This is a genomic window from Pigmentiphaga aceris, from assembly GCF_008119665.1.
In the GTDB taxonomy this organism is placed as follows: Bacteria; Pseudomonadota; Gammaproteobacteria; order Burkholderiales; family Burkholderiaceae_B; genus Pigmentiphaga; species Pigmentiphaga aceris.
Genome location: NZ_CP043046.1, coordinates 16,449 through 36,393, shown reverse-complemented (window position 1 = coordinate 36,393; position 19,945 = coordinate 16,449). Strand labels below are relative to the sequence as shown.

The 19,945-nt window shown below is 61.5% G+C and carries 23 protein-coding genes; 7 read left to right on the top strand and 16 right to left on the bottom strand.

Going from position 1 to position 19,945, the window contains the following annotated elements; all coding sequences use genetic code 11:
- Positions 1 to 45 precede the first annotated feature (45 nt).
- Together FXN63_RS00185 and FXN63_RS00180 are read left to right on the top strand one after the other, a co-directional pair.
- A complete protein-coding gene (locus tag FXN63_RS00185; RefSeq protein WP_148811718.1) occupies positions 46 to 990 on the top strand; it encodes a LysR family transcriptional regulator in 945 nt (314 codons plus the stop codon).
- A gap of 74 nt (positions 991 to 1,064) precedes the next feature.
- The gene (locus FXN63_RS00180; protein WP_148811716.1) at positions 1,065 to 2,138 is read left to right on the top strand and encodes an ABC transporter substrate-binding protein; all 1,074 of its coding nucleotides are present in this window, start codon (positions 1,065 to 1,067) and stop codon (positions 2,136 to 2,138) included.
- Between the two features lie 47 nt (positions 2,139 to 2,185).
- Here FXN63_RS00180 and FXN63_RS00175 read toward each other — a convergent pair whose 3' ends face one another.
- Genes FXN63_RS00175 through FXN63_RS00140 form a run of 8 tightly spaced genes read right to left on the bottom strand, consistent with a single transcriptional unit; the run spans position 2,186 to position 9,067 of the window.
- Positions 2,186 to 2,605 carry a nuclear transport factor 2 family protein gene (locus FXN63_RS00175; protein WP_148811714.1) on the bottom strand — a complete coding sequence of 140 codons (420 nt, stop codon included), beginning with the start codon at positions 2,603 to 2,605 and terminating at the stop codon, positions 2,186 to 2,188.
- Complete coding sequence (locus FXN63_RS00170) at positions 2,605 to 3,384, bottom strand: SDR family NAD(P)-dependent oxidoreductase (protein WP_148811712.1); 780 nt, start codon at positions 3,382 to 3,384, stop codon at positions 2,605 to 2,607. The genes FXN63_RS00175 and FXN63_RS00170 overlap by 1 nt, the downstream gene beginning before the upstream one ends.
- Positions 3,385 to 3,393: 9 nt before the next feature.
- Positions 3,394 to 3,930 (bottom strand): DUF3833 domain-containing protein, encoded by a 537-nt coding sequence (locus FXN63_RS00165; protein ID WP_148811710.1) that lies wholly within the window; start codon positions 3,928 to 3,930, stop codon positions 3,394 to 3,396.
- Complete coding sequence (locus FXN63_RS00160; RefSeq protein WP_246164984.1) at positions 3,927 to 5,201, bottom strand: MFS transporter; 1,275 nt, start codon at positions 5,199 to 5,201, stop codon at positions 3,927 to 3,929. Before FXN63_RS00160 ends, FXN63_RS00165 begins: the two co-directional genes overlap by 4 nt.
- On the bottom strand, positions 5,198 to 5,761 hold the full coding sequence (locus tag FXN63_RS00155) for a chalcone isomerase family protein (RefSeq protein ID WP_148811708.1): 564 nt from the start codon (positions 5,759 to 5,761) through the stop codon (positions 5,198 to 5,200). Before FXN63_RS00155 ends, FXN63_RS00160 begins: the two co-directional genes overlap by 4 nt.
- Positions 5,758 to 6,987, bottom strand: a complete 1,230-nt coding sequence (locus tag FXN63_RS00150; protein ID WP_187395045.1) for an SAM-dependent methyltransferase — start codon at positions 6,985 to 6,987, stop codon at positions 5,758 to 5,760. Before FXN63_RS00150 ends, FXN63_RS00155 begins: the two co-directional genes overlap by 4 nt.
- Entirely contained in the window at positions 6,984 to 7,769 is a 786-nt protein-coding gene (locus FXN63_RS00145) for a DUF1365 domain-containing protein (protein WP_148811707.1), read from the bottom strand. The genes FXN63_RS00150 and FXN63_RS00145 overlap by 4 nt, the downstream gene beginning before the upstream one ends.
- Complete coding sequence (locus FXN63_RS00140; protein WP_246164983.1) at positions 7,766 to 9,067, bottom strand: NAD(P)/FAD-dependent oxidoreductase; 1,302 nt, start codon at positions 9,065 to 9,067, stop codon at positions 7,766 to 7,768. The genes FXN63_RS00145 and FXN63_RS00140 overlap by 4 nt, the downstream gene beginning before the upstream one ends.
- A 100-nt stretch (positions 9,068 to 9,167) precedes the next feature.
- On the opposite strand from FXN63_RS00140, the gene FXN63_RS00135 reads away from it, so the two are divergent.
- The gene (locus tag FXN63_RS00135; RefSeq protein ID WP_148811702.1) at positions 9,168 to 9,776 is read left to right on the top strand and encodes a TetR/AcrR family transcriptional regulator; all 609 of its coding nucleotides are present in this window, start codon (positions 9,168 to 9,170) and stop codon (positions 9,774 to 9,776) included.
- A 122-nt stretch (positions 9,777 to 9,898) separates the two neighbouring features.
- Here the strand turns inward: FXN63_RS00135 and FXN63_RS00130 are convergent, their stop codons facing one another.
- Positions 9,899 to 10,207, bottom strand: a complete 309-nt coding sequence (locus tag FXN63_RS00130; protein WP_246164982.1) for an XRE family transcriptional regulator — start codon at positions 10,205 to 10,207, stop codon at positions 9,899 to 9,901.
- A gap of 216 nt (positions 10,208 to 10,423) precedes the next feature.
- Between FXN63_RS00130 and FXN63_RS00125 the strand changes: the two genes are divergently transcribed.
- On the top strand, positions 10,424 to 11,953 hold the full coding sequence (locus FXN63_RS00125; protein ID WP_148811697.1) for a helicase HerA-like domain-containing protein: 1,530 nt from the start codon (positions 10,424 to 10,426) through the stop codon (positions 11,951 to 11,953).
- A 126-nt stretch (positions 11,954 to 12,079) separates the two neighbouring features.
- The gene (locus FXN63_RS00120; RefSeq protein ID WP_148811695.1) at positions 12,080 to 12,598 is read left to right on the top strand and encodes a hypothetical protein; all 519 of its coding nucleotides are present in this window, start codon (positions 12,080 to 12,082) and stop codon (positions 12,596 to 12,598) included.
- A gap of 87 nt (positions 12,599 to 12,685) precedes the next feature.
- On the opposite strand, the gene FXN63_RS00115 is transcribed toward FXN63_RS00120, so the two are convergent.
- The 3 genes from FXN63_RS00115 to FXN63_RS00105 all read right to left on the bottom strand — a co-directional run bounded on the left by FXN63_RS00115 (position 12,686) and on the right by FXN63_RS00105 (position 15,440).
- Positions 12,686 to 13,714, bottom strand: a complete 1,029-nt coding sequence (locus FXN63_RS00115) for an alpha/beta fold hydrolase (RefSeq protein ID WP_148811693.1) — start codon at positions 13,712 to 13,714, stop codon at positions 12,686 to 12,688.
- Positions 13,715 to 13,785: 71 nt separating this feature from the next.
- Positions 13,786 to 15,234, bottom strand: coding sequence for an amidase (locus FXN63_RS00110; RefSeq protein ID WP_148811691.1), 1,449 nt, complete (start codon positions 15,232 to 15,234; stop codon positions 13,786 to 13,788).
- Positions 15,231 to 15,440 carry a hypothetical protein gene (locus FXN63_RS00105; protein ID WP_148811689.1) on the bottom strand — a complete coding sequence of 70 codons (210 nt, stop codon included), beginning with the start codon at positions 15,438 to 15,440 and terminating at the stop codon, positions 15,231 to 15,233. Before FXN63_RS00105 ends, FXN63_RS00110 begins: the two co-directional genes overlap by 4 nt.
- Before the next feature lie 203 nt (positions 15,441 to 15,643).
- Here FXN63_RS00105 and FXN63_RS00100 point away from each other — a divergent pair, with 203 nt between their 5' ends.
- A complete protein-coding gene (locus FXN63_RS00100) occupies positions 15,644 to 15,985 on the top strand; it encodes a DUF5713 family protein (RefSeq protein WP_148811687.1) in 342 nt (113 codons plus the stop codon).
- Between the two features lie 32 nt (positions 15,986 to 16,017).
- Here the strand turns inward: FXN63_RS00100 and FXN63_RS00095 are convergent, their stop codons facing one another.
- The 4 genes from FXN63_RS00095 to FXN63_RS00080 form a co-directional block, all read right to left on the bottom strand.
- Complete coding sequence (locus FXN63_RS00095) at positions 16,018 to 17,370, bottom strand: hemolysin family protein (RefSeq protein ID WP_148811685.1); 1,353 nt, start codon at positions 17,368 to 17,370, stop codon at positions 16,018 to 16,020.
- A 99-nt stretch (positions 17,371 to 17,469) separates the two neighbouring features.
- Positions 17,470 to 18,498 (bottom strand): tetratricopeptide repeat protein, encoded by a 1,029-nt coding sequence (locus FXN63_RS00090; protein WP_148811682.1) that lies wholly within the window; start codon positions 18,496 to 18,498, stop codon positions 17,470 to 17,472.
- A 32-nt stretch (positions 18,499 to 18,530) separates the two neighbouring features.
- A complete protein-coding gene (locus tag FXN63_RS00085; protein WP_148811680.1) occupies positions 18,531 to 18,899 on the bottom strand; it encodes a hypothetical protein in 369 nt (122 codons plus the stop codon).
- A gap of 12 nt (positions 18,900 to 18,911) precedes the next feature.
- The gene (locus FXN63_RS00080) at positions 18,912 to 19,358 is read right to left on the bottom strand and encodes a hypothetical protein (protein WP_148811678.1); all 447 of its coding nucleotides are present in this window, start codon (positions 19,356 to 19,358) and stop codon (positions 18,912 to 18,914) included.
- An 85-nt stretch (positions 19,359 to 19,443) separates the two neighbouring features.
- On the opposite strand from FXN63_RS00080, the gene FXN63_RS00075 reads away from it, so the two are divergent.
- Positions 19,444 to 19,857: a hypothetical protein gene (locus FXN63_RS00075; protein ID WP_148811676.1), complete on the top strand. Its 414-nt coding sequence runs from the start codon at positions 19,444 to 19,446 to the stop codon at positions 19,855 to 19,857.
- The last annotated feature ends 88 nt before the right edge of the window (positions 19,858 to 19,945 follow it).

The window sequence follows — 19,945 nt, the reverse complement described above, 5'->3', positions numbered from 1 at the left end:
GCATATCGATTCATTTTCGATATGGTTTTTCACTACAGGATTTTCATGATCAATCAACGACAGGTGGACGTTTTCCGCGCGCTGATGACCACGCTTAGCGTCACTCGCGCGGCAGACCTGTTGCGCAGCTCGCAACCCACCGTCAGCCGTGAACTGGCCTTGTTGGAAGACGAGCTGGGTTTTGCTTTGTTCGACCGTGTGCGTGGCCGGCTGCGCGCCACCATGGCGGCGCTGACCATGTTCGACGAAGTGCAGCGCTCGTACGTAGGACTGGAACGCATCGCCGCGACCGCAGCCATGCTTGGTGCAGCGCAAGGTGGCAGCCTGTTCATTCTTTCCCTGCCGGTATTCACGCAGACCTTGCTGCCGGGCGCATGCCGACGTTTCATGGCCATGCATCCCGCCGCATCTATCAGCATTGCGTCGCAGGAATCGCCGTTCCTGGAATCGTGGCTGACGGCCCAGCGCTACGACCTTGGTCTGACCGAAGGCGGCGAGGCTCCCGCAGGCACGCGCCAGACCTCGTTGTTGCGCGCCGACGAAGTGTGCGTGCTGCCGCCGGGCCACCGTCTGGCGCGCAAGCGCCGCATCACGCTGGCCGATTTTGCGGATGAGTGTTTTGTCAGCCTGCCCGCAGACGACCAGGTCCGTCGTCAGCTCGATGCCGCTTTCGATGAAGCCGGCGTCACGCGTCGCACCCAGCTGGAAGCGCCTACGTCTGCGGCTGTGTGCAGCTTGGTCGCCCAAGGGGTCGGGGTGTCCATCGTCAACCCGCTTACCGCACTGACCTTCGTCGGTCGGGTCGTCGTGCGCCGGCTGTCGATTGCAATTCCCTTCGATGTCGCCCTGGTACAGCCCGAGCATCGCCCGTCGAATCCGCTGGCCGCCAGCTTCACGCGGGCCCTGGCAGATGAAGCAAAAGCGTTGCGCGCGCAGCTACGGATGGCCCCCGAGGCCACAGACGCCGTGGGTGGACCGATAAATCGCTAGACATCGGGTCGGGCACTCCGCGTAAGATCGTTGGATTCGTGTCACCTAATTCGCTCACCTGGGCCTGACTCTCGATGCCAGCCACGACCCACCGATACCACCGCCGCGCGCGGCTTGCCGCCCTGATCATCGCGGCTGGTGCGCTGACCACCGCTCACGCCACCCCTGCCAAACCGACTGCTGCAACGACCGCAGCGCCGATTGCTGCAACTGCAGCAAAGCCGCTCACCATCAAGGTGGGCTACTTGGCTCAGTTGCAGGACGTGGCCTTGCTGACCATGCAAGACCGGCTGAAGGACCGCCACAAGGTCGAACTGGTCCGCTACCCGCGTTACGCAGATGCTGAAGCTGCGCTTGGTCGTGGTGACATCCAGCTTGCCTCGCTGGGCTATGAAGTGTTGGCGGGTGCAGTGGCTCGCGGCGGTGCACCAAAGTTCACCTACGTGGCCGGCCTGTCGCGCGGCGCAGTCGGCCTGGTCTGTCGTAACGAGGTGCTGATCGATGCCTGGCCTGACATCAAGGGCAAGCGCATCGGTGTGGTGGCAGGGCTGCCGGAAGTATTTCTGGACGATGCACTGGTTCAGCACGCCTTGCAGCTCACCGACTTCGAACGAGTGAAGTTCCCCACCAAGGGCACACCAGCCTTGCAGGCGCTGCGCGAAGGCGCGGTGCAGTGCGCATCCATGCCGGAACCCCAGGGTGCCACTGCAGTAGCCGAGGGCTACGCCTACTACCCGCGCACCGACATTGCCGACAACGCCTATGGCGGCATCAACAACGGACTGGCTGCCAACCCGGCATTTTTGAAAGCCAACCGCAGCGCCGTGCTGGATCTGGTCAAGGAAGTGCTTGAGGTCACGGCCGTCTACCAACGCGACAAGAACGCCTGGATTCAGGAACTGGCCAGTGCGCAGGCGGTAGCCGGTGCAGCCAGCGGTGTCGGCATCGAGCGTGTGTTGCTGGACACCAAGCTGTACATGGACGAAGCCTGGTCACTGGTCGTGGCGCTGCGTCCGCCCACCCCCACGATGACCACCAATCCGCCGAGCGCTGCCGGGGCCGCCGCCATTGCCGCGATCACCAAGCCGCTGCCTGAGCGCGATGCCATGAACGTCTACTTCGATACGACCTTGACGGAAAAGCCATAAAGGAATGCTTGACGGCAATGTCTGACGGCAGGGCGCTTTGCCGTGGGTCAGTGACTCACGGCAAAACGTCCGCGCAACCACCTCACCGCCGGCCCGATCACCGGCAGCTTCTGAAACAGCTCCTCAGCCGCATCCCAATAATCGCGGTGCTCGGTCACCCGCCCATCTGCGCCGAAGCGCAGATGTGAGCCGCCCACCACCGTGTAGGCCTGCCCGCGCAACCCGAAGTGGAAGGTCCAGGTCACGAAGGCCTGATCACCCTGCACGATGCGCTCGTGAATCACGAATCGCGGTGACTCGGTGGTCTCGAACATATGGGCAAAGATGCGGCGTATGCCCGCATGGCCGTGCACCTCGTTGAACGGGTCTTTGAAACGCGCATGATCGTCGTAGAAACGAGGCACGGCATCCAATGTGTCGGGCGTAAGCGTTTCGTACCAGGCCAGCAGATCATCAAGCACGTTCATCACAGTCCCAGGGTGCGCCGGATGAGCGCAAAGCGCCAACGGTACGGCAACTGGCGCAACACCTTCAACACGCTGGTGAAACGACGCGGGAAGTGGATCTCGAACTTACCCTTGCCAAAGCCCTTGATGATTGCTTCGGCCGCCTGATCGGTCGTCAGCAATGCCGGCATGGAAAAGTGATTGCGTGCAGTCAGCCGCGTCTTCACGAAGCCCGGATTGATCAGGTAGACATCCAGGCCTTTCGGCTTGAGGTCGCTGTACAGCAGTTCGGCCAGATTGATCAGCGCCGCCTTGGTCGGCCCATACAGCGTCGCGCCGGGCAAGCCCACATAACCGGCCACACTGGCCACGATCGCCAGCCCGCCTTGTGCCTTGGCCATCATCTTCGGCAAGACGGCTTCCAGGCCGTAGCACACGTTGCCGATATTGGTTTCCAGGCTGGCGCGCACCTCGTCGGCTTTCAGCTCCCAGGCGTGCATGGGTTGGTACGAAGCCGCGCAGAAGATCACCAGGTCCAGACCATCCCACGCATTGCAGATGCTGTCATGCGTGGACGACCATTCCTGCGGATTGGTGGCATCGAAAGGCATGACCATCGCATGCACGTTGCCCCGCGCGGTCTGCTCAAGTCCGGCCTGGCTGCGCGCCGACATGGCAACCCGCGCACCCCGCGCCAACAGCGCTTGCGCCAGCGCGGCACCAATGCCGGTGGATGCCCCGATCAACCAGACGCGTTGGCCGTTCCAGTCGACAATCCGGGTATTGAACGGGGCAAACATGGCGTGTCCTCAGGGCTTGCGGAAGAAGATCGTGACCTCGCCCACATCGACGCCGAACTTGCTCATCGTGGTGCGGTTGATCAGGGTGTGTTCGTCGACCAGGTACATCCAGTCGTCCATGTGCAGGTCATAGACCTTGCCGTTGACCGGCACCTGCAACACGTAGCGCCAGTGCAGCGCATTGCCCGAGGTCTGGCCGTTGGCTTCGCCCACCACGTCGCCGGCCGTGCCGCGCCAGCGATCATTGCCCAACGGCTGAATGGTCCAGGTGCGCTGCTGCTTTTCACCGTCGCTGTAGGTGAAGTCCTCATCCATGATCAGGTTGCCGTTTTCCATGCGGCCCTGCACCACCACGTGAAAGCGCTTGGTGACTTCACCGCCACGTTTCTGCACCATGCCCCAGGCTTCGGTACGGCCTGTGAAGTAGGCGGCCAGGTCGAGCTTGGGGGTTTCTTTCTGGTAGTCAGTGACCTTGGGCGAGGCACATCCCCACAAGGCGACACCGGTCAGAACGGCCAGGCCGGCCGCGATTGCTGCGCGTTTCATGCTGCGTTCTCCTGCACGGCGATGATGCCGCGCGACAAGACCCAGAGGGCCATGAGTTTGATTGCACAAGGCAATACGGCATACAGCAATGGCAGTGCCAGCCCCCCGGATGCAGGCACGCCGGGCTGGTAGCCCAGCAGGCTCAGCCCAGACAAGGCCAAGCCGGACAAGGCCAGCGCCAGCTTGCCGATCAGGTTCCACACACCGTAGTAACCGGCGGGCTGTTCACCTGCGGGGATGCGCTCGGCCAGCAGCACAGGCGGCAAGGCAAGGTCCGCCCCCAGGGCCAGCCCCGCGAACAAACACACCACGGCATAGGCGGTGGTGTCACCGGCTCCCAGGAGGCCCGCAGACGCAAACGACAGCACGGCCAACACCATGCCCACCCGCCACGCGCGCGCCGCCCCGATACGTTGCGCAAGCCACGTCCAGGCCGGCAAACCCACGGCACCCGCTGCGAAATAGCCACCCAGGAACAACCCTGCGCTGGCAGGTGCCTCGATGCGGTCGTTGATGTAGAACATGGCCAGCGTTGCCGGTATCGCCACCGACAAGGCATTCAGGAAGTACGGCAGCAACAAGCGGCGGATGGCAGGGCGTGCCCACGCTGCGCGCCAAGCCGGTGTGACCGCACTGCGAACCCCGCGCCACGACGGCGCAGCACGCAGCAGCAGTGCCAGGCCCAACAACAGCAGCACTGCAAAACCCGCCACATAGCCATGCAGCGCAAACGGTGCATCGTGCTGCGTGGCCAGTTTGGCAGGCAGAATGCTGGCCACCACCACCCCCAGCAGGCCCAGGCCTTCACGCCACGCGGCGGCACGCGTTACCTGCTCGGGTGATCCGATGCGCGCGCCCCAGGCCAGATGAGATATCTGCAGCACGCTATGCGCCGTGCAAGCCAGGATCAGCATCGCCGCCAACCAGGCAGCCAGGACCGGCCCGCGCAATGGCGGCAGCCACAGGCCGGCGAATGCCAGAATCAACACCACGGCTGATGCCGCCAGCACACCCGTCAGGCGGCCACGCTGGGCCAACGCATCGACCCAGCGGCCCAGCCACGGGTCTTGCACCGTATCCACCAATCGGGCAGCGAACAGCACCCAACCGATGGCGGCCAGCGACACACCAAACTCACCCGCGTAATAGGCAGGTGCCTGCACATAGACCGGCAGCGCCGCCATCGCCAGCGGCAGGCCCAGCGCACCGTAGGCAATCAGGCCACCCGCAGACGAACGCGCTGCCGGCTTGTCTGTCAGCACCCCGCTCACGACGCCCCGCCCAGCAGTTGTCGCCGCAAATCGGGCTCGCGCGCTTGCGGCGACAGCCAGATGTCAAAGAAGGCCCGCGCAAACTCGGCATCGTCGATAGTCGCCAGCAAGGCGTCGCGCTGGTAGAAGCGGCCACCGGTGCCTGGCAGGTAGACACCAATCAACTGGTCGCCATCCCCGACATCGCGAAACGCCTGCATCATGTAACCCCGCCAGCGCGCCAGCCGTTGGTCGTCCACGGAGATATCGCCAATACGCTGCATCTCTTTGATGCTGGCGTCCACCAACTGCTCGCGGCTGATGCGGCGGTGATAGTTCAGCACCAGCGCAAAGGGCTTGCGCGTATCAACCTGCGGCTCGGCCGACCACAGCTGCGCGGTGTACAGGTTGAAGCCCAGCCAGCGCATGTCACCCTGGCCGATCATCTGCGCATTGGGCACCTCGTCGTGCCACGACGCTGCCATTGCACGCGGCCCGATGCAGGCAAGCGCTGCCAGCAACAGGGCAGCACAGACATGCCACCATGCCTTGTGTCGATAGACAGGTGCCCGCGCAGTCATCGCGTCACAGCTTCCGGTTCGCGCGCCAGCATGAACTGCACAACGTCCGTGCGTCCTTCGTCAAAGCCAGCCTCGCAATAGCACAGGTACATCTGCCAGATGCGCATGAAAGCTTCATCGAAACCCTGGGCTTCGATGGCCTTGCGCTGGGCGTCGAAGGCATGACGCCAGCGACGCAAGGTCTCGGCGTAATCGCGGCCGAAAGCGAAGGTGTCCACGGTCGTCAGGCCATGCCGACTGGCTGTCTTCTCGAAGCGATCGATGCTGGGCAGCATGCCGCCCGGGAAGATGAATTGCTGAATGAAATCGCTGCCGCTGCGATAACGCGTGAAGTGGCGTTCATCGATGGTGATGGACTGCACCAGCGCGCGTCCACCCGGCTTCAGCCGCGCCCGCACCGTGTCGAAATACTGGCCCCAGAAACGCTCGCCCACCGCCTCAAACATCTCGATGGACACCACGGCGTCGTACTGACCATCCAGGTCACGGTAATCACGCAGCTCAAGCTGCGCCAGCGCACCCTGCTCTTGCAAGCCCAGGCGTATGCGTGCCGATTCCAGCTGCGCGGGCGAGATCGTCACCCCATGCACCGCAATACCCTGGCGCACCGCATGTTCCGCAAAACCGCCCCAGCCGCAGCCGATCTCCAGCACCCGGTCGCCCGCCTTCAAGCCCAGCACATCGACAATGCGCTGATACTTGGCGGCTTGCGCATCAGCCAGGCTCTGCTCCAGATCACCATTGAACAGCGCACTGGAATAGGTCCAGGTCGGGTCCAGCCACAGCTGATAGAACGCGTTGCCGATGTCGTAGTGCGCATGGATGTTGCGACGACTGCCCTGGCGCGTATTGCTGCGCAGCAGATGCTTCAGGCGGAACCACATGCCCTTGATGCGGCCACCGAAGATCGCGCGATCCAGCACATCCTGATTGCGCAGCGCCAGGCGCAGCACCGCAGGCAGGTCGGGGGTATCGATCCAGCCAGCACGCCAGGCCTCGGCAAAACCGATGTCGCCTGCCGCCATGATGCGACCGCAGGCACGCCAGTCCAATAGATGCAGGTGTGCCGCCGGGCCGGTGTGCGCATCACCAAAAGCAAGCCCGTGCCCTTGCGGCGTGGTGACCTTCAGAAAGCCGCATTGCAGTCGCGACAGCAGCGACAGAAACAAGCGACCCGCTGCAGGCGCGGAATCGCCGGTCAGCGACAAGGTGTTCACATGGCTCATTGATTTTTCTCCTGCGGCACACCATGACTCAAGCTGTTGGATGGCGCGGCGGGTTTGCGATAAAAGGGCACCTTGCGCATCCACAGGCGCAAGGCCTGCCAGTGAATGCGCGCCACCACACCAAGGGTGAACAGCGGCTGTGCGAACAATGCGCGGCGCAGATTCGCCGCAGTGAAAGACTGCACACGGCCACCCATGGCCGTGCGTATCAACAGACCCTCGGCATCGTGATAATCAATGCCGGCAAAACGCCGGTCGCCGATATCGCGGAACCGGAAGCGATACCCCCCTTCAACCTGACAGAAGGGCGACACGTGAAAAACCTTGCGACAGGACAGCACCGTGTCGGGACCGATCGGCGCATCGGCCGGGCCGGACAACAGATAACGATGATGCTCGCCGAACGTATTGTTGACCTCGGCCATCATGGCGCGCAGCCTGCCCTGTGCATCGTGGCAATACCAGAAGCTCACTGGGTTGAAGACATGGCCGAACACGCGCGGGAACGTCTGCAGGTACACCGGCCCGTCGGCGGGCAGGTTTGCCTCGTTCAATACGCCACGCATCCAGACAAGCAGGTCACTGCCATCGCGCGGGCCATAGTCGGCAGTGCGCACACTCAACGGACGACGGCGATTGACCCCGAACCAGCGGTTGCCTATCTCGCCCAGCCGCGCCAGATCGACTCGCACGTAAAACACCGGATAGGCAAAGCGATGGCGCACGGGGCGAAACCGCTCGTGCATCACTTGCCCAACGATGAGTTCAGCGCGATCCATCATGTCGTCGCCCAGGCCGGACGCACACCGAAGTCGGCAGCAACACGCAAGGCCGACTTCAGGCCGTCTTCATGGAAACCGTAACCCGTCCACGCGCCTGCGAACCACGCGCGACGCCGCCCCTGAATGGCAGGTAATTTCTGCTGCGCCCGGGTGGCCGCGTGATCAAGCAAAGGATGCTCGTAATCGAAACGGCCCAGCAGCTTGTCGGCGGCCGGCTCCCGGAACGGATTCAAGGTCACGATAACCGGGGTCTGGAAGGGCAGCGGCTGCAACTGATTGATCAGGTAGCTAACACACACCGGGCGGGCACCCTCGACCGCCGCGCCGCCAACATAATTCCAGGCCGACCACACCTTGCGGCGACGCGGCAGAAACGACGGATCGGTATGCAGCAAAGCGGTATTGGCCTGATAACGCACGGCATCCAGCACCGCAGCTTCGTCGGCGTCGGCATCCGACAGCATGCGTCGCGTAGTGGGCGCATGGGTGGCAAACACCACAGCATCGAAGTCCTCGGTGCCATGGGCAGTCTGCAACCGAACACCCTGCGACGTCCGAATTACCCCTTGTACCGGCGTAGACAGGCGGATATCCCGCAAAGTGGCGGCAATCCGTTCCACATAATTGCGCCCGCCATTGGCCACCGACCGCCACTTGGGCCGGTCGTTGACCTGCAACAGTGCGTGATTGATGCAGAAGCGCAAAAAAGTCGCGGCCGGAAAACGCAGAATGTCGCCCGTCGGACTGGACCAGATCGCCGCCGCCATCGGCAGCAGATACGCATCACGGAACACTTGTGAATAGCCGCCCTGGTCCAGCAACTGACCCAAGGTGATGTCAGACACCAGCGCCGCCTGCAGGTTGGCATGCGCATTGCGGTTGAATCGCAGAATGTCGCGCAACATCAGGTAGAAGGTAGGCGACAACAGCCGACGGCGCTGCGCAAACACCGTATCCAGGTTGGTACCCGCCCACTCGAAGCGGCCGCCGTCCAGCGTCACCCCAAAAGACATATCCGTTTCCAGCGACGCCACGCCCAATTCCTTGAACAAGGCGATCAGATTTGGGTAGGTCCGGTCGTTGAACACCAGAAAACCGGTATCGACCGGCACCGTTTTGCCTTCCACGGTTACATCTACGGTACGCGTATGCCCACCCAGATAGTCACCCGCTTCAAACAGCGTGACCGCGTGCTGGCGCGAGAGCAGATAGGCACTTGCCAGCCCGGCAATACCCGCGCCGACCACGGCAATCTTCTGCCCGGGAGCCTGTTGGCTTGTTACCGATCGTCCTGTCACTTGCACTCCTGTTGTTCGCTGATCGGTCATATTCGCGACCCGGTGCTAACATTGTCTGTAGGCACAGAAAATAATCTACCACGTAGTACGAAAACTACCAATGAGTATTCTCGGCAGACTAAGCTTCAAGGACCAAGCATTCAAGCTTCGTGAAAGCGCGATTCTTGACGCCACCACGCGTACCTTGGCAAGCAAGGGCTTCGATCTCATGACCATGGACGACGTGGCCCTTGATGTCGGCATCTCCAAGCCAAGCCTGTACAAACACTTCAAGTCCAAGGAAGACCTGGCCGGCGCAGCGATGATCCGCTTGCTGGACGGCGCGCTGACCTTCGTGGACGCACTGCCCGCTTCGCAGACCCCGATTGAAAAATTGCGGGCCTTGCTTGAATGGGCGATGCGTGTACGGCTGGACGGCGGCCTGCCCTTCCTTCCATCTACGAACGCGCAGGTCCGTCAGATGCTGACGCGCAATCTTCGTTACGTAGCGGCCGTGCTGAAGTTGAACAGCCGGCTGAAGAAAATCGTCCAGGCAGCAAAAAAGGCCGGGCAATTGCGCACCGACCTGCCCGACGACGTGATTTTGTTCAGTTATTACGCGCGTACCTGTGATCCGGCGGTGGATTACCTGCAGCTCTACGCCAAGATGGATAACGACGCGATCGTGAAACACATGCTGAGCGTGTGTTTTGACGGGGTGGGGACGTAAAAAGGAAGCGGGTAAGCGCGCTCGCGCTTACCCAGCGCAGGGTGGATCAGCAGCGCCGCTGGACGCCCAAGCGCCCGTCGATGTACTGAGCCAGCACGTCGACGGGCTCGTAGCTTGAGACCTCAGGCATCTTGCTTTCCCTTCGGTTGATAGCGCGCCTTGGCAGCACGGACTTCGGTTTCGAGCGCAGCCTTGTCATGCGCCGGATCGGCCAACTCGCCCAGGGCTTCGTGGCGATTGATCAGCCAGATGGCCGTCGCGTACACGCCCATGGATACGGTCGGATCGCCCTTTTCCATTTTCATCAGGGTCGGCACCGACACCTGCATGCGGATCGCCCAGGTTTTCAATGCTTCCTTGCGGCGCTTGCGAGCAAGCGCCAGATCGGCACCCAGACGCCGCAGCGCACTGGCTGCTGGTGAAGGAAGCACTCGCACTGCTTGAGATACCTGAACCATTTATGGCTTCACATTCCGACTGATTCATTAAACTATAATTTAATAAATCACCAGCTAGGCTTCGGTTTTCTTGCGCTGTTGACATAGGCATTGACGAACAATATATGCCTTGAAGCCCTGGCAAGCGGACACAGATCACCCGCTTCCATTACTCTGCGCCTGATCCCTTCCCGCTTCGCAGGACTGTTCATGGCCGACCCGCTTCTCATCGCCAGACACGATGCCACCGAGTGTTTCCTGTTGCCCGAACTGGCCAACCGCCACGGGCTGATCACAGGCGCAACCGGCACCGGCAAGACCGTTACGCTGCAAACGCTGGCCGAGAATTTCTCGCGCATCGGCGTGCCTGTCTTCATCGCCGACGTGAAGGGCGACCTGACTGGCATCAGTCAGGCAGGCAACATCGGTGGCAAGCTGGCCGCAACCCTTGCGGAACGGGGGCTTGAACTACCCAAGTCGGCTGCCTGCCCGGTGACCTTGTGGGACGTGCTCGGCACGCAGGGCCACCCGGTACGCGCCACCATTTCAGACATGGGGCCCTTGCTGCTGTCGCGCATGCTGGCCTTGAACGATACCCAGACGGGTGTGCTGAACCTGGTCTTCAAGGTGGCGGACGACAGTGGTTTGCTGTTGCTGGACCTGAAAGACCTGCGCGCGCTGCTGCAGCACGTGGGCGACAACGCCAGCCAGTTCACGACCGAGTACGGCAACATCAGCGCCGCCAGCATCGGGGCGATTCAGCGCGGTTTGCTGCAGATCGAATCCCAGGGCGGCGACAAGTTCTTCGGCGAGACCATGCTGGACATCGCCGACTTCATGCAGACGGTGGACGGCCAGGGCGTAGTCAACGTGCTGGCCGCCGACAAACTGATGCAGTCACCGCGCCTGTACGCCGCTTTCTTGCTGTGGATGTTGTCGGAACTGTTCGAACATCTGCCCGAGATCGGCGACCCGGACAAACCCAAGCTGGTGTTCTTCTTCGACGAAGCGCACCTGTTGTTCGACGATGCGCCGAAGGTGCTGATCGAACGCATTGAACTGGTGGTGCGGCTGGTGCGGTCCAAGGGCGTGGGCGTGTATTTCGTCACGCAGAACCCGCTGGATATTCCCGATTCGGTCCTGGCGCAGCTGAGCAACCGTGTGCAGCACGCGCTGCGGGCGTTTACGCCGCGCGATCAGAAGGCGGTGAAGGCCACTGCCACCACCATGCGGCAGAACCCGTCCTTGGATATTGAACGCGCGATCACGGAGCTGGCGGTGGGCGAAGCCTTGGTCAGCCTGCTGGATGCCAAGGGGCGGCCCAGCATTACTGAGCGGGTGTACGTACTGCCGCCGGGCAGCCAGCTGGGGCCGATCACTCCGGCGCAGCGGCAAGCGCTGATCGAAGGATCGCTGGTGGCGGGCGTGTACGAAAAAGTGGTTGATCGTGAATCGGCATATGAGGTCTTGAAGGGCAGGGTGGCCAGTGCGCCGGATGCACCCGCATCGACCGGCAAGACCTTGCCCGGTGGAAAACCTGCTGCGGAAGGTGAGGCGAGTTCTGGCATGGGCAGCATGTTGAACGACTTGCTGTTCGGCACTACCGGCCCGCGCGGCGGCAAGCATGATGGCATCGTGCAGACGATTGCCAAGTCGGCCGCGCGCAGCATGGGCAGCTCCATCAGCAAGGAAATACTACGTGGGGTGCTGGGCGGTATTTTTGGCAGCAAGCGACGTTGAGCAGTTGCTGCCGGACAGCGATGTTCGGCAGCATCAGCGGACAAACGCGCCCGGAAGCCACACTCAACACAGTCGTTGAGCCGCCGCTGTTCATCACCTTCACCCACGCTACTTCAGGAAGCATCAATGTCGTTTGACGCAGCAGGGCAAGACAACTACCTCGCCCGCTTCCTGCACACCACTGGCCAGACACTGTTGCTGCGCACACAATCCATGCATGCCTACGTCTGGCCCGCATGGCTGTCGTGGGCGGTGCTGATGCTGGTCGACCTGTTCGTGAACGCAGGTGTCACCGCCAACACCGGACGCATCGAAATCTGGGTGCTGCGCAGCGTCGTGACCACCTTTGTGGTCTACAGCATTGCTGCCCACCTGCTTAACTGGTGGATGCGTCGGGGCGAGCGTTGGGATGGCACGGGCGGCACCATGTTGAACTTGCTGGCCGCTACCGCCGTGGCCGAACTGCTGCCCGGTGCGGTGCAGAAATTCGATTGGCCGGTATGGGTATTGGCCATCTGGATTTACCCAATGATCGTGCTGATCCGGGCGCTGACGGGCGTCGGTCGTGTAAGTGTGGGCTATAGCCTGGCGGGCGTGCTGCTGATCACGATTCCGCCGGTGGTGATCCGGTCCTTCGGGCAATAACGTGCGTCTTGCAGATCAGCACAGAGGCCGTTAATAGCAGTCAACGAACCAGCGCATGGCAAGCGCCACACGCCGGTTCGACCCGCGTCAGATCCCGCTATCTGCCGCCAGCAACGCCTTCACATGCTGCTCGATGAAGGCCCGGTCTTCCGGCTGATCCGTCGGGCTGCCCGCACGATGCCCCCAGATCGACGGTATCGGCATCAATACGCCATTGCGCAGGTGCTTGAACTCGATCTCGCTGTCGGCCACCTGGAAGTACAGATCGTGGTCGCAAGGCATCAGCAGCGTGCGTGCACGGATCGCAGACAGCGCGGCAGGCAAGTCGCCCTGATAGCGATCGTTGGCGCTGATGTCGCCGTGCTTCCAGCTCCAGAACTGCGCCAGCAGGTCAGACGGATCGCGGTGCGAGAAACGCGTTTCCCAGAACGCCACCAGGTAGTCTTCCAAGGACGTCGCGCCCAGTTGCCGCCAGGTCTCGTTGCGGAAGAAGGTCTGCGACAGGCCCCAGCTTGCATAGATGCGGCCCATGGCCCGGAAGCCGCGCACCGGTTTCTCGGTGAACACGCCATCGCGCCACGCCGGGTCTGCCATCAACGCAGCGGACACACCTTCGATGAACACCTGGTTGTGTGGCGCGCATTTCGCCGCGCCGCAGACGACTGCAATGCGCTCGACCATGTCTGGAAACTGCGCCGCCCATTCGTAGGCCTGCATGCCACCCATCGACCAGCCATAGACGAGCTTCACGCGGTCGATGCCCCATAGCTCGGACAGCATGCGCCGCTGCACCTTCACCGCGTCATGAATCGTCACATGCGGGTAGCGATCGCCGACGTCTGGCCAGGGGGTATTCGACGGTGAACTCGACAAGCCGTTGCCGAACAGATCGGGCACCACGATGAAGTACTTGTCGGGATCGAGCGCACAGCCGGAGCCGACCATGAAGTCCACGTTGGGATGCTGCGCACTGTAGGGCGTGGGCAGCACGATCACATTGCTGCGATCGGCGTTCAAGGTACCGTAGGTGGTGTACGCCAGCTTCATGTTGCGGAAGGTGCGGCCGGACTGCAGCGGCACGTTGCCGGCGTCGAAGACGGGGTAGGGCAGGCTCATCGGTGGTTCCTGATCGGTAGTTCCTGAAATGAAGCGGGCTCACCGCGCGTACGGTGAGCCGATGCGCAGCCTTATTGCGCAGCGTGGTTCAGCGGCGAGCGCGTATGCCAATCGGTCGCACCTTGATAAGCCGCCCCCACGCGATACAGCAGCGGCTCGGCAAAGGGCCGGCCGATCAGCTGCATGCCGCAGGGCAGGCCGTTGTCGGTGAAGCCGCAGGGCAGCGCAAGCGCGGGCAGGCCCAGCACGTTCATCGGGCGCATCAGGCGGGTGATCTCATCCAGCACACGCATCATGGCCGGCCCGCCAGAAACGTCCACATCGCTCAGTTTCGGCACGGGCAAGGACATCGTGGGTGCTAGCAAGGTATCGCAGCGCGTGAATATCGTGTCGACGAATTCGCGCAGCGCGCGGCCACGGTAGCGCTGCGCATTGATGTAGTCCTGCGCGCCCAGACCAAGCGACAGCTCGATGCGACCGCGCGTCTGAGGGGAGTATTCGCCCGCACGCTCGCGCATCTGCTTGCCGTGGATGGCATACACATCGCCCCAACTGAGCAGGATGCCCGCGGCATTCACCGCATCCAGATCGGGCATGGGCACCTCGACCAGCGTCGCCCCCAGTGTTGCGAAGACTGCGCGCGCATCGTCGAGCAGCCCGGCCACACCCGCGTCCACCGCCCGGTCGAAGTAGCCCAGCGGCACCCCGATGCGCAGGCCTGTCAGCGACTCGCTGCCACGCGCCACGCCGTCGAGATACGCGTGCGGGGCGATGCTCTCGGAAGCCGACGCCGGATCACGTGGATCGTGCCCAGCGATGATCGACAGCATCAGTGCGTTGTCTTGCACCGTGCGGGTCAGCGGACCGATGGTGTCCAGCGAGGCCGACAAGGGCATGCACCCGGCGCGCGACACCAGCCCGTAGGTGGTCTTCATGCCGGTCACGCCGCATAGCGCGGCCGGAATGCGCACCGATGCCGCCGTGTCCGACCCCAGCGCGCCGAATACCGTGCGTGTGGCCGTGGACACCGCCGACCCGGACGACGACCCGCCCGTGATGTGATCCCGGTTCCAGGGGTTGCGCGCATCGCCCAGGAAGGCGTTCTGGCCGGTGGGTCCGTAGGCGAACTCGGTCATGTTCAAGGTGCCGATCTGGATCGCACCAGCAGCGTCCAGTTTTTCCACCACGGTGGCAGTGGTGTCTGCGACCCAGTCCTTGCGCAATGCGGACCCGCAGGTGGACACGGTTCCCTTGCGATAGAACATGTCCTTGCAGGCCAGCGGCAGACCATGCAGCGGGCCGCGCAAGCTGCCCTGCGCACGCTCGGCGTCACAGGCATGGGCCTGTGCCAGCGCATAGGCTTCATCGATGCGCACAAACGCATTGAAGTCGGGCTGCAAGGCGTGTGCGCGGGCAATTGCGGCCTCGGTTAGTGCCAGGGAAGACACAGCACCATTGGCCAGCGCTTCGGCCGCAGCCGTCATGCTCAAGTCCAGGAAATTGTCGGCGGTGTGGCTCATGAACCGGCTCCGTCGACATGGCGCGTCTGCTGCAGCACGATGGCGAAATTCACATCGTCATCGAAGTCCAGGCTGTCGCGTGCCTTGGCAAAAGCCGCAATGCGCGGCGCGGCGGCCGCTGCGATCTGCTCGGCGCGTCCAGAAGCCAAAGTCCAGCCAGCGCGTTGTGCGGCGCTCTCGATGTCTTGCGCAGTCGGTCGATCCATGAAATCTCCGTCGTGATGCGATGGGTGCGTGGGGGACGCGTGGGGGCAACATTTCCGTGCCCCTATGGTCCCAGAGCACCCAGGCCCAGGGCAAGCACGATGCGCCTTGCGCCCCCTATGGCATGCTTCATCAATGCCGCCGCTTGTGACTGTCTGCTTGTGGCACCCTGCAGTTGCCTGCAACAACTCAAGGAGATCGACCCTTGCCCATCACCAACCCCGCGATTCTTGAGCACCGCTTCCTGGCAGAGATGCTGGACAGCAGCTACTACCCCACCGCCGTCGTGCAACAGGGGGTAGAGATCCTGCAAGACCTGAGCGCGCAGATCGAAGCCACGCAGCCGCGCAACCTGGACGCCTTGTACGCCCTGACCAACGCCGCCACCGAACGCTTCAACGAACTGGTCGACGCGTTCTACGACGCCGGCAGCGAGATCGACACCGTGGCGCGCGACTGCATTGCGGTAGATGTGCTGTTCATCGCGCAGACCTACGGGTTTGCCGATGCGGACATCGAGGAACTCACCGCCACGCGCGACTGGTAAGCGCTGACGCCAGCAAGCACGAAGGGCGGCGGTCAGACTTGCGCGTCTGGCGGGCGCGTGGCCGCATCAACGCCCTTGTCCTTGTCAGTCGAAATCGTCGCCATCACCTCGTCGATGCGGTAGCCGTCCACGTCCACCACTTCAAAGCGGATGCCTCGGAATTCGATGCTCTGCGCCTTCTTCGGAATGCACTTCATCAGGTACATCAGGAAGCCGCTGACGGTCTCGTAATTCTGGTTCGGCAACTCGTCCCAGGCGAACAGGCGCTTCATGTCCTCGACCGGTGCACGGCCATCGATCAGCCATGAATTGTCGGCGCGCTTCACGATCAATTCGTTCTCGTTCATCGGGTGGCTGACGCTGCCCATCAACGTGCCCAGCACATCGTTCAAGGTGATCAAGCCCACCACCATGCCGAACTCGTTGACGATGGCGGCAATGTCCTGACGGGTTTCGCGGAAGCGATCCAGCACGTCCAGCAGCGTCAGTGAATCGGGAATCGTCAGCACGCTTTTCAGGCCTTGCTCCTTCAGCTTTTCACGGCTCAAGGTCGCATCCTGACGCGCGATGATGTTCTTCAGCAGCGTGACCGAATCGATATAGCCCAACAGGTTGTCCAGCTCGCTATCGGCCACCAGAAAACGCGAATGCGGGTGCGACAGGATCTTGTCGTTGATGTCCTGCTGACCATCGTTCACGTCAATGAAAATGATCTCGCTCTTGACCGTCATGGCCGACAGCACCGTACGGTCAGTCAGTGAGAACACGTTCTCGATCAGATGGTGTTCATTGCGCTCCAGCAGCCCGGACTTCGCCCCCTGCGTGATGATCGCCGAGACCTCTTCGAACGAGATGTTTTCATCACGCTGCGTGGACACCTTCAGACCACGCAGAATCAGGTCGGCAAAGAAGGACAGCAACCACACCAGCGGGCCGAACACCTTCAGCGTGAACAGCAGCGGTGTGATGATCGCGCAGGCCACGCGTTCCGGGTGCGAGAACGCCATCTTCTTCGGAATCAGTTCCGAGAACAGAATGAACAGGGACGTGATGAACAGCACCGATGCCGCCAGCGACAGTGTTTCCGACAGCGGCGGGTTCAGCCCCACCCATTCGAAGAAACGCTGAAACGCCGGGCTGAAGCTTTTGTCGCCAAAAATGCCGGACACGATCGCGATGATGTTCACGCTGACCTGGATCACGGCAATGAACTTGGTCGGCGTCTGCCCCAGGTCGATGACCCGCTGCGCGTTCTTGTTGCCGGCCAGCGCCAGCTGTTCCAGCTTGCTCTTGCGCGAGGTGGCTACGGAGAACTCAGCGGTAGAGAAAAACGCGTTCAGCAGGATCAACATCAGGATGACCAGCCAGATTTCTAGCGGCGACATGCTGACTCCCTCAATACGTCATGACGGCGCAGGCAGCGCCGACAAAGGTGATTGTCACATCATGCAAGGACTTGCAGCGGTGTTTTGACACCCTGCATGTCAAAAGCAGCGGCTGGGCTCGGCGGACTCAATCACCAATGCCTGAAGGCGAGTCAGGTTGGCCGCAGCGGTGGTGTTTCCCTTGTCGGCCGCCAGGCGATAACACGCCAGCGCGCGGTAGGCGTCTTTGGTGGCCATGGTGCCCTGCTCGAAGGAATAGCCCAGGTAATTGACCGCATCGATCGAGCCCATGGACGCCGCACGGACCAGCGATTGTTCCGCCAGTTCAGGCTGACGACAGGCACCTTGCGGATCGGTCGTATTCCCGTAGCAGTAGAAGGTGGAGAGGCTTGAGGCACCGTCGGCAAGCGTGGTGGCCGCAGCCTTGAACAGCTTTTCGACAACCGGCGTTTCCAGCTGCGGGGCCATGCCCGACAGGCTCAGGCTTGCTGCGCGCAAGCTGGCCTCGGGATCGCCTGATGCCGCCGCGCACACGTAGTTTTCCAAGGCAGCGTCAAAGAACTCGCCGGTCAGCCGGTACAGGTCCAGGCCACCCAGACCGCCGTAGATTCTTGCGCGTTGGAAGCAACGGTTTTCTGCTGCGCTCAAGCCCGGCTTGCTTGCTACGACGGACAGATCCTTGTCGCTGACTGACCAGTCTTCGACGCCTTCCAGCGTCCAACACGATTGACGAGACTGGCGAGCGAAATTGAAGATTTTGATATTGCTGTAGCCGGCCCGCTTGTCCACCACGTCGATGCTTTTATCGTCGATCTCTTCGATCTCGACATCTTTGTGTCCGCCCACAGCGATCGGTGACATCAACGGGAACGCCAGCGCCGACTTCGCCACATCTGTCGTGTGCGGTTCGAACCCACCCGCATCTGCCACATGCTTCAGCACCAGCACCTTGGGGGTAGCGATAGTGTGGCGCTGCTGGCTGTCAGCGCTGGCAGAAAATGCGCCCAGAAATTTGTTGAAGTCCTGAGACGCGCATTCGTCGGCATAGGCGGTGCCATGAGACAAGGCCAGCATGGCCGTGGCTACCAGCGCAGCAGCACCCGTTTTGTTCTTCAGAGAAAAAATCATGCCGATCACGTTCTAGCCCTGGAAAATTTCAGTCATTGCTTGCTGTGCTGGCCGACCGTCGCGGCATGCCCCGGCTGCGCACTGCACCAGGTTTTGAAGTTTAGCCGGTCGAAATTGGGGCAGCTATTGGACTTTGCGATGAACGCGTACGGTGTCGTGCGATCATAGGAAAAATAATAATAGTGCTTGCCATCTTCACCGTAGATCCAGTAATTCGAAGAACCTGGGTTTATCACGTAGGGCTCAAAGGAAAAGATGGAGGATTCTGCGGGAATGAAATTCCCCCGATCTGTCAGCAGCATCCAGCTATTCGATAGAAGATTGGTAAACATGATCACCAGAATGATCGCGGCACCAAGCGTAGTTTTGATAAGAATCGGAATAGTTAATCGGTGCTTCATGGATGTTGAAAATCAGACTTTATTGCCCAAATAACTTCTACTGGCGATTGTTTTATAACCAAGCACGGTGAAACCAGAAAACATATACCCCAACCCCAGCACATAAGGCAGGTAGGCCAACCACATGAACATCATGCCAACGCCTGAGGATCTGCCGGACAGCAGACCACCCAGCCCATACAGAAGCCACGGTGCAGCATAGAAGGGCACAAACATCACCGGTGCCCACCAGGCAAGACGCACCAGCGCCGGGCCAGACTTTCCACCTACCATGCGCGACGCACACCAGGCAAAGGCCACGTAGGCAGGCAGCCCGAAGCCAAGCGCGTAAAGCAGAACATACTGCTCGACACCACCTGTCAACGGCGGAGAGAAATAGCGGGCATCCACAATCAGCAGAATTGACAGCAGGATGGCTGGCAGCCAGATGGCACATTTGAAGTAACGAATATGCGTCATATCATCCGTCAGCCTTGGTTAACGAGTACAAATCAGCATTTCCATTAATGTCACACCTTGCGCTGACACGCCTATTCAACGATTCATGAATTTCTCAAGAACCGCCCTGATCCTGTCCCTTTTGCTTGCCGGCAATGCTACTGCATCGTCAATGAACCTGGGTGCCGCCTACGAGGTCGGCAGTGGGCGCATTGGCAAGAGCCTTGTCAGATACGTTAAGAGTTTTGACACCGCTTGCCTTGGCATCCAGGTCATCAGCCCGGATCAACGCTGGAAAGTACTGTCGTCATCGAATATCTGCACATTCCAGGGCAAGTCCTTCGACACGGAATTTTCCTATGCCGGGTTCAAGGACATCTCGGTCAAACCAGACGGCGTGCATCTGACGCTGAACCTCATGGCGCTTCGGCCCAGCAAAGAAGAATATTGGTCCTGCGTCATCCCCGTGAAGGGGACTGAGATTGGCGACCTGAGCTGCGCGGACGCGCCCAACCCATAACGCGTCGAAGGCATTCCACCAGGGATGATGCAGTGCACTGATCAGGGTTTGCCGCAGCGTGGGCCAGCCAGCCTCGTCGCGTATCGTC

Bases quoted from the DNA above. Each gene is read 5' to 3' on its own strand.
- FXN63_RS00185 (WP_148811718.1), top strand. From the start codon at position 46: ATGATCAATCAACGACAGGTGGACGTTTTCCGCGCGCTGATGACCACG.
- FXN63_RS00180 (WP_148811716.1), top strand. From the start codon at position 1,065: ATGCCAGCCACGACCCACCGATACCACCGCCGCGCGCGGCTTGCCGCC.
- FXN63_RS00175 (WP_148811714.1), bottom strand. From the start codon at position 2,605: ATGAACGTGCTTGATGATCTGCTGGCCTGGTACGAAACGCTTACGCCC.
- FXN63_RS00170 (WP_148811712.1), bottom strand. From the start codon at position 3,384: ATGTTTGCCCCGTTCAATACCCGGATTGTCGACTGGAACGGCCAACGC.
- FXN63_RS00165 (WP_148811710.1), bottom strand. From the start codon at position 3,930: ATGAAACGCGCAGCAATCGCGGCCGGCCTGGCCGTTCTGACCGGTGTC.
- FXN63_RS00155 (WP_148811708.1), bottom strand. From the start codon at position 5,761: ATGACTGCGCGGGCACCTGTCTATCGACACAAGGCATGGTGGCATGTC.
- FXN63_RS00150 (WP_187395045.1), bottom strand. From the start codon at position 6,987: ATGAGCCATGTGAACACCTTGTCGCTGACCGGCGATTCCGCGCCTGCA.
- FXN63_RS00145 (WP_148811707.1), bottom strand. From the start codon at position 7,769: ATGATGGATCGCGCTGAACTCATCGTTGGGCAAGTGATGCACGAGCGG.
- FXN63_RS00135 (WP_148811702.1), top strand. From the start codon at position 9,168: ATGAGTATTCTCGGCAGACTAAGCTTCAAGGACCAAGCATTCAAGCTT.
- FXN63_RS00125 (WP_148811697.1), top strand. From the start codon at position 10,424: ATGGCCGACCCGCTTCTCATCGCCAGACACGATGCCACCGAGTGTTTC.
- FXN63_RS00120 (WP_148811695.1), top strand. From the start codon at position 12,080: ATGTCGTTTGACGCAGCAGGGCAAGACAACTACCTCGCCCGCTTCCTG.
- FXN63_RS00115 (WP_148811693.1), bottom strand. From the start codon at position 13,714: ATGAGCCTGCCCTACCCCGTCTTCGACGCCGGCAACGTGCCGCTGCAG.
- FXN63_RS00110 (WP_148811691.1), bottom strand. From the start codon at position 15,234: ATGAGCCACACCGCCGACAATTTCCTGGACTTGAGCATGACGGCTGCG.
- FXN63_RS00105 (WP_148811689.1), bottom strand. From the start codon at position 15,440: ATGGATCGACCGACTGCGCAAGACATCGAGAGCGCCGCACAACGCGCT.
- FXN63_RS00095 (WP_148811685.1), bottom strand. From the start codon at position 17,370: ATGTCGCCGCTAGAAATCTGGCTGGTCATCCTGATGTTGATCCTGCTG.
- FXN63_RS00090 (WP_148811682.1), bottom strand. From the start codon at position 18,498: ATGATTTTTTCTCTGAAGAACAAAACGGGTGCTGCTGCGCTGGTAGCC.
- FXN63_RS00085 (WP_148811680.1), bottom strand. From the start codon at position 18,899: ATGAAGCACCGATTAACTATTCCGATTCTTATCAAAACTACGCTTGGT.
- FXN63_RS00080 (WP_148811678.1), bottom strand. From the start codon at position 19,358: ATGACGCATATTCGTTACTTCAAATGTGCCATCTGGCTGCCAGCCATC.
- FXN63_RS00075 (WP_148811676.1), top strand. From the start codon at position 19,444: ATGAATTTCTCAAGAACCGCCCTGATCCTGTCCCTTTTGCTTGCCGGC.